Annotated in this window: 2 protein-coding genes; both read left to right on the top strand. The window is 63.6% G+C overall.

The window, feature by feature from the left end:
- Positions 1–94: 94 nt before the first annotated feature.
- On the top strand, positions 95–910 hold the full coding sequence (locus tag EN914_RS32340; protein WP_024503592.1) for a phytanoyl-CoA dioxygenase family protein: 816 nt from the start codon (positions 95–97) through the stop codon (positions 908–910).
- A 151-nt stretch (positions 911–1061) separates the two neighbouring features.
- On the top strand, positions 1062–2339 hold the full coding sequence (purD, locus tag EN914_RS32335; RefSeq protein WP_024503593.1) for a phosphoribosylamine--glycine ligase: 1278 nt from the start codon (positions 1062–1064) through the stop codon (positions 2337–2339).
- The last annotated feature ends 32 nt before the right edge of the window (positions 2340–2371 follow it).

Below are 2371 nucleotides of genomic sequence, written 5' to 3'. Positions count from 1 at the left end.
CTCATAGAGGCACTCTATATGTCAGATCGAAAGTTATTATTTTACCGAATGAATAGATGTTGCGATAGTGGCTTTATTCCAAGAGGAGAACGCCATGGCTTCCCGGACTGCCACCCTCGACGCCACCAGGATCGGCGCGTCCACGATTGCCGACTATCAGCGTGACGGCGCTGTTTGCATTCGCGGCGCCTTCAAGGGCTGGGTCGACACGATTGCCGCCGGCATCGAACGCAACATGCAGAACCGCAGCGCCACCGCATCCGACATAGCCAACGGTCGCGGTAGTTTCTTCGATGACTACTGCAACTGGGAGCGCATCCCCGAATTCGTCAGCCTGGTACGGGACTCACCCGCCGCCGAACTGGCGGCGGCGGTGATGCAGTCGCGCACCGCGCAGTTCTTCCATGATCATGTGCTGGTGAAGGAACCCGGCACGCAGAAGCCGACGCCCTGGCATCAGGACATCCCCTACTATTTCGTCGATGGCCAACAGACGGTGAGCTTCTGGATACCCATCGACCCGGTGAAAGAGGCGACGCTGCGGCTGATCGCCGGCTCGCACAAATGGGACAAGATGATCCTGCCGGTGCGCTGGCTCGACGATAGCAATTTCTATGCCGGCGAGGGCGACTATCTGCCGGTGCCCGATCCCGACAAGGACCCTTCGATGAAGGTGCTCGAATGGGAAATGGAGCCGGGCGACGCCATCCTGTTCGACTTCAGGACCGCGCATGGCGCGCGCGGCAACATGACAGCGGCGCGGCGCCGAGCGCTGTCGCTGCGCTGGGTCGGCGACGATGCGCGCTACATCGAGCGGCCGGGGCGCACCTCGCCGCCCTATCATGGCCACGGCATGCAGCCGGGGCAGAGACTGCGCGAGGATTGGTTTCCTGTCGTCTACCAGCGCTGAGCAGGGTCCAGAACAAGGGTGCTGGTATTCGGCGCCCATATTCGGGGGTAACGTCCCGTGCGCAATTTCCATCAAAACACCCTGATGCCTTGACCCGTCGCCCAGAGAGCAATAGCGGGTGCTCTTCAAGGGTTAGCATCAAGAGGTGGCCATGAACGTTCTTCTTCTCGGCTCCGGCGGCCGCGAACATGCGCTCGCCTGGAAGATCGCCGCATCGCCGCTGCTGACGAAGCTTTATGCCGCCCCCGGCAATCCGGGCATTGGCGGCGAGGCCGAACTGGTCAAGCTCGACATCGCCGATCACGCCGCGGTCACCGCATTCTGCCGGGAGAAAAAAATCGACCTCGTCGTGGTCGGTCCGGAAGGCCCGCTGGTCGCCGGCATTGCCGACGATCTGCGCGCCGAAAATATCCGCGTCTTCGGTCCCTCCAAGGCAGCGGCACAGCTGGAAGGCTCGAAAGGTTTCACCAAGGACCTCTGCGCCCGCTACAACATCCCGACCGCCGCCTATGGCCGTTTCAGTGATCTGGCCTCGGCCAAAGCCTATGTCGAAAAGACCGGGGCGCCGATCGTCATCAAGGCCGACGGGCTCGCTGCCGGCAAGGGCGTCACCGTCGCCATGACGCTCAGTGAAGCACAGGCAGCACTCGATGCCTGCTTCGATGGTTCCTTCGGCGCCGCCGGCGCGGAAGTTGTGGTCGAGGAATTCATGACCGGCGAGGAGGCGAGCTTCTTCTGCCTCTGCGACGGTACCACCGCACTGCCCTTCGGCACCGCGCAGGATCACAAGCGCGTCGGCGACGGCGACACCGGTCCGAACACTGGCGGCATGGGGGCCTATTCGCCGGCACCGGTGATGACGCCGGAACTGGTCGAGCGCACCATGCGTGAGATCATCGAGCCGACCATGCGCGGCATGGCCGAACTGGGCGCGCCTTTCTCCGGCGTGCTGTTTGCCGGGCTGATGATCACCGACAAGGGGCCAAGACTGATCGAATACAACACCCGCTTCGGCGATCCGGAATGCCAGGTGCTGATGATGCGGCTGAAGGATGATCTGCTGGTCCTGCTCAACGCGGCAACCGACGGCCAGTTGGCACATACTTCGGTGCGCTGGCGCGACGAGGCGGCATTGACCGTGGTGATGGCGGCGAGAGGCTATCCCGGCACGCCGGAAAAAGGCTCGGTCATCCGCGGCGTCGAAGACGCGGCAAGCGACGGCGTCCAGATATTCCATGCCGGTACCGCCATCAATGGCGGCGCGCTGGTTGCCAATGGCGGCCGCGTCCTCAACGTCACGGCGACGGGAAGCACGGTCGGCGAGGCGCAGAAACGAGCCTATGCCGCGCTTGACCGCATCGACTGGCCGGACGGGTTCTGCCGCCGCGATATCGGCTGGCAGGCGGTGGCGCGCGAACAGGGAACCTGAAGTCCGCGTTGGCTTACCGCTGGCCGCGGTCG

Origin of the sequence: Mesorhizobium sp. M7A.F.Ca.CA.001.08.2.1 (assembly GCF_003998455.1) — a bacterium.
GTDB lineage: Bacteria > Pseudomonadota > Alphaproteobacteria > Rhizobiales > Rhizobiaceae > Mesorhizobium > Mesorhizobium ciceri.
This window is presented reverse-complemented; position numbering and strand designations above follow the sequence as displayed.

Excerpts from the sequence above, each read along its gene's own strand:
- purD (WP_024503593.1), top strand. The coding sequence starts at position 1,062 with ATGAACGTTCTTCTTCTCGGCTCCGGCGGCCGCGAACATGCGCTCGCC.
- EN914_RS32340 (WP_024503592.1), top strand. The coding sequence starts at position 95 with ATGGCTTCCCGGACTGCCACCCTCGACGCCACCAGGATCGGCGCGTCC.